At 36.0% G+C, this 4,396-nt stretch carries 4 protein-coding genes; 1 reads left to right on the forward strand and 3 read right to left on the reverse strand.

What is annotated here, in order from left to right; genetic code table 11:
* The coding region (locus AC1DPQ_RS19125) for a hypothetical protein (RefSeq protein WP_477610553.1) at positions 1 to 1,722 on the reverse strand (1,722 nt) is incomplete at its 3' end.
* Between the two features lie 22 nt (positions 1,723 to 1,744).
* Positions 1,745 to 2,455 (reverse strand): LytR/AlgR family response regulator transcription factor, encoded by a 711-nt coding sequence (locus AC1DPQ_RS19130; protein WP_477610554.1) that lies wholly within the window; start codon positions 2,453 to 2,455, stop codon positions 1,745 to 1,747.
* Positions 2,456 to 2,721: 266 nt separating this feature from the next.
* On the opposite strand from AC1DPQ_RS19130, the gene AC1DPQ_RS19135 reads away from it, so the two are divergent.
* Positions 2,722 to 3,300 carry a hypothetical protein gene (locus tag AC1DPQ_RS19135; RefSeq protein WP_477582562.1) on the forward strand — a complete coding sequence of 193 codons (579 nt, stop codon included), beginning with the start codon at positions 2,722 to 2,724 and terminating at the stop codon, positions 3,298 to 3,300.
* Positions 3,301 to 3,718: 418 nt separating this feature from the next.
* Here the strand turns inward: AC1DPQ_RS19135 and AC1DPQ_RS19140 are convergent.
* On the reverse strand, positions 3,719 to 4,396 hold a 678-nt coding region (locus AC1DPQ_RS19140), incomplete at its 5' end, for a fibronectin type III-like domain-contianing protein (RefSeq protein ID WP_477610555.1).

The raw sequence follows: 4,396 nt of genomic DNA on the forward strand, positions 1-4,396 counted from the left end.
CAATTGGGCCAAATCAACCTCGTCAATGTCGAGTTCAAAATTTTCCATCTGACTTTTGGACCAGAGTAATAGATCTTCCATTGTTTCTAAGAGATTTTTCGAAGATGTTATTAATTTTTGTCGGTGTTGATCCCGCTCTTCTTCAGAGACCTGAATATCATTTTTTTGCTGGAGCTTTAAAAAAGTGAATAACTGGCTTACAGGACTTCGTAAATCGTGAGAAATAATACCAAATAATTTTGTTTTGGTTAAATTGGATTCATTAAGTTTTTTATTTAGAATATCTAATTCCCGGTTTTTTTGATCTAATATATTGGCCGATTGCTTTTTATTCCTATAAATGGCATATAATAATACTGCAACCAAACCTGATAGTAAAAGACCTGATATGAGCCACCATTTTTGTTTTTTGGCAAATAGCAGTTGTTCGTTCTGAATATCGATCAATTGCTTCTTTTCTTTATTTTGATATTTTTCTTCGGCTTCAGCGAATATTTTTTTGGTATCAATTGCAGTTAAAGAATCTTTAACCATGCTTAGTTTTTTGCTGTAGGCATATGCTTGTTTCCAATTGCCTAAACCTGCATAACAATTTGCTATGTTTTCTATCGAGGCGATGCGCATATCTTGATAGCTCCAGGCAAGCGCCAATGGTTCGGCTTTTTTAAAATAAGGCAATGCTTTTGTATAATCCTTTAAGGCTAAGTATACTTTTCCATTCACGTAATTTAATTGCGCTTTATAAAAATCAAAGGCCCAGATTTCACCTATTGTATTGGCGTGCGTACTGTATTTTAAGGCCTCTTTGTTTTTACCGAATTTGATAAAACCCTGCGCAAAGTACATATCAGCATCTAAACAATTGTTCCATAATTCGGCATTACTGTATTTTTTGCAAATATTTAATAAGCTATCATAGTATAATTCTGCCTTACTCATTTTCTTTGTGATCACTAGGTTTTTGGCAGTATACAAATAATAGTAGCTTAGCAAAACCTTATTTTTAACTAAATACTTGCGCATCTCCTCCAAATAAACCTGTTGTTTAGCCTCCTGGTCCATATTACCATAAGTTCTAGAAACGATTACCGCTGCCTCCGCCACTTCGTCTGAGCTTATTTTTTTCGACTGGTATAATTCCTTATAATTTGAAAATGCGTTTAAGGCATATTGAAGTGCTTTCCCGTCGTTGCCGGTCAGTTTATAATACCTCGAAATAAACAAGAGGGCAACTGCCACAGCATAGTTATCTTTTTTGCTATCAACCACCGTTTGCAAAACCTTTGCAATAGAATCCCTCCGGGCTTTGCCTGATTTCTTTTCCGGATTGCAAAGCGACAAGATAGAACCTAAAGATTGTGTAATGATTTTTGTATCGGTAACCTGCCTGGCATATTTTAGTGCCTGTTCATAATTTTTGATACAAGAATCAGAAGAAGCCGTACTTGATTCGGTTAAAAGACCTTTGTAAAACCAAAAACGGCACAAATGCTTCGCATCGTTTTTGGGGGTAATTTTAAATGCCGTAGTTAGGGTTGTTCCGAGTAATTTATTATCTCCCGCCAAATAAACAGAATCGCACGAAAGAAGTAACTTTTCTAAATAATCATTAATATTATTTGCCGATTTTATTTTAGGAAAATCTGGTTGTTTTTGGGCAAATACCCCTGCACAATAAAAGAAAAGAAAAAAAATAACGATGTTAAATAGGTATTTTTTCATCATTGATATTTAAAGTCAACCATCAATTAAAAATTTTCTTAGCTTCCTTAACATACGTTTTACCTACCGGAATAACGCTTGCCCCCATATCAATACTTTTTAAACTCGTACCTTGAATTTTATTAATAGAAACCACGTAGCTTCGATGAATACGGATAAATTTGCCGCTAGGCAACGACTCTAGAAATGCACTCAAGGTAGTTAAAGTTAGATAGTTTTTATTTGAAGTAACAACTTTCGTATAATCGCCAAAAGCCTCTAAATAAATAATCTCATTTACATTTAGTTTAACCGTAGCATACCCCTCCTTAAAGATAACATTTTCATTTTCGAATAAAATATCATATAACTCCGCCTTCTCTTTAAGGATAACAAAATCAGTTAAGCGCTTCATACATACATCAAATCGATCGCTTTCTACAGGCTTTAAAATGAAATCAAAAACCTTGAGCAAAAAACCTTCTAATGCATACTCAGGGTGAGCCGAAATAATAACATTAATGGTACTGGTATTGTTAATGGTTCTGATAAATTCGAGTCCATTAATATCAGGCATATCTATATCCACAAACAGAATATCTGGATGGTGCGCATTGAAAAAACTCAATGCTTCAATACAGTTGTCAAAACTTCCAACTAATTTTAAATCTGAACACCTATCTATTTCATTTTCAACAGACTTCCTATCTAAGTCAGAATCATCGACAACAATACAAGATAACGGGACTCTCATACGATTAGCGGATTAGATGTATAAACATAGCAAAAAAATTACAGTCTGCACATCAAAAAAAACTTTGAATAAAATTACCCACAATATTAAATTTTGCTAATATTTTCAGTGATTGAATGGTGTAAAATGAATGATGGACCTCAGCGTCTCGCCAAAGAAAAAATTAATTACCTCTTGTTGATCACTTTACAACAAAATTATCAATTCGTTTTCCATAGGCGCTTTATATCACTTCAACTAAGCCGTACATTTGTAAAAAAGAAACAATGAACGATATTACAGATTACCCTGTGTTGGCATATGTTGTTAAGCTCATCAAAAACACCATTACCGACATTAAAACAGAATATATTGCCCCAGCTAGCGTAGAACTTAAGGACGGCAATGACACGATATACCTTCAACAGCGAATGGATGAAAACGGTAATCCTTCAACAATTTTCATTAACGATCCTAAAGATATCATCTTCAGTGAAGACTTGCTTCCCTCTTTGAAGAACCTACAGGAAGGAGCTGAAGGAAAAACAGCACAAGAGCTGTTGAATGCCAGGGTGATCATCAACGAATTGGATGTAGAAACACACCTGATCTTCCATGCAGTAAAGGATCATTTTGACGAAATCAGCAACAGCTATGAATTTTCTAAGGCAATTGAAAAACAGGCAGACAAAATAAAAAGCAAATTTAAGTTCGGGAGTCATGCCTTTGAACTTACTGTGACCAATCATGCACAGCTGATCTCCGTTACAGCAGATTTCCCTCCTTCATTTGACGAGTCTATCAAAAAAACCATCGAAAATGACGCAGCTAAGGTTCAACTGGCCGTCCAAAAAATATTTAGATAAAGTAACGATAGCAGCATATTAAAGATTGAAACTAAAAGAAATGAGGTTGTATCATAAATATAGATTTGTCATCCTGAAGGATAATTTATTTTATGAAAATTAATATTAATGACATAAGGGGTTTTTATCCTATTTTAAGCTGCGAGGAATCGTCATTGCGAGAAGGCTTTTTCAGCCGACGAAGCAATCTTACAACGATCGCTACCAGCGTGCGCATTAAGATTGCTTCGTACCTCGCAATGACGAGCTTTCCATGGAAGTCTGTCATTGATAGCTTGTCGAAGGACTTGTTTAAATACCCATTAAGGTGTTTCGACAAGCTCAACATGACAGCATCTGAGATGGAGTTGCCTTTATGATACAATCTCATTTCTCTCCAAATAATACTGTTTTATTTTACGTTCTTCTTCTCTGCCGGCTATTTAACAGTTATCTTCAGTTTCTGGGAAATATTATTGGATGAATTTCCAAGCTGCAGGATAAAGTCTCCAGGTTCAACGTTCCAATCCTTTTTACTTTCATCATAGAAGGCAAGATCTGACACTTTTACATCCATTTCAACAACTTTCGTTTCCCCTGGCTGCAGGAACACTTTTTCAAAGGCTTTCAGCTCTTTTACCGGGCGAGGTACGCTGCAAACAGGATCGTTCATATACAACTGAGCAACCTCAGCCCCATAGCGTGCTCCTGTGTTCTTAATAGTAAACCTGACCTTGATGATATCGTTTTTACTATAAACCGATTTATCTGCAGAAAGAGTGCCTAAATTAAAGCTGGTGTAAGAAAGGCCGTATCCGAAGGCGTATTGAGGCACTATTTTTTTTGTATCAAACCAACGGTAGCCGACCAAAATATCTTCCTTGTAATATTGGTTAATACTATCTCCAGGATAGGAAATTTTACCGTAAAAATGTGCACCGTTATCTTCCAGCTTTTTTGGAAAAGAGAATGGCAGCTTACCAGAAGGGTTTACCTCCCCCGAAATAACATCAGCCAATGCAGATCCAGCCTCTGAACCAAGATACCATCCCTGAATAATGGCTGGCACCTTATCTACCCAAGGCATCGATACTGCATTACCACTAAGCAGTACCAC

It is taken from the genome of Pedobacter sp. 01T416_2 (genome assembly GCF_056398925.1).

Bases quoted from the DNA above. Each gene is read 5' to 3' on its own strand.
- AC1DPQ_RS19130 (WP_477610554.1), bottom strand. From the start codon at position 2,455: ATGAGAGTCCCGTTATCTTGTATTGTTGTCGATGATTCTGACTTAGAT.
- AC1DPQ_RS19135 (WP_477582562.1), top strand. From the start codon at position 2,722: ATGAACGATATTACAGATTACCCTGTGTTGGCATATGTTGTTAAGCTC.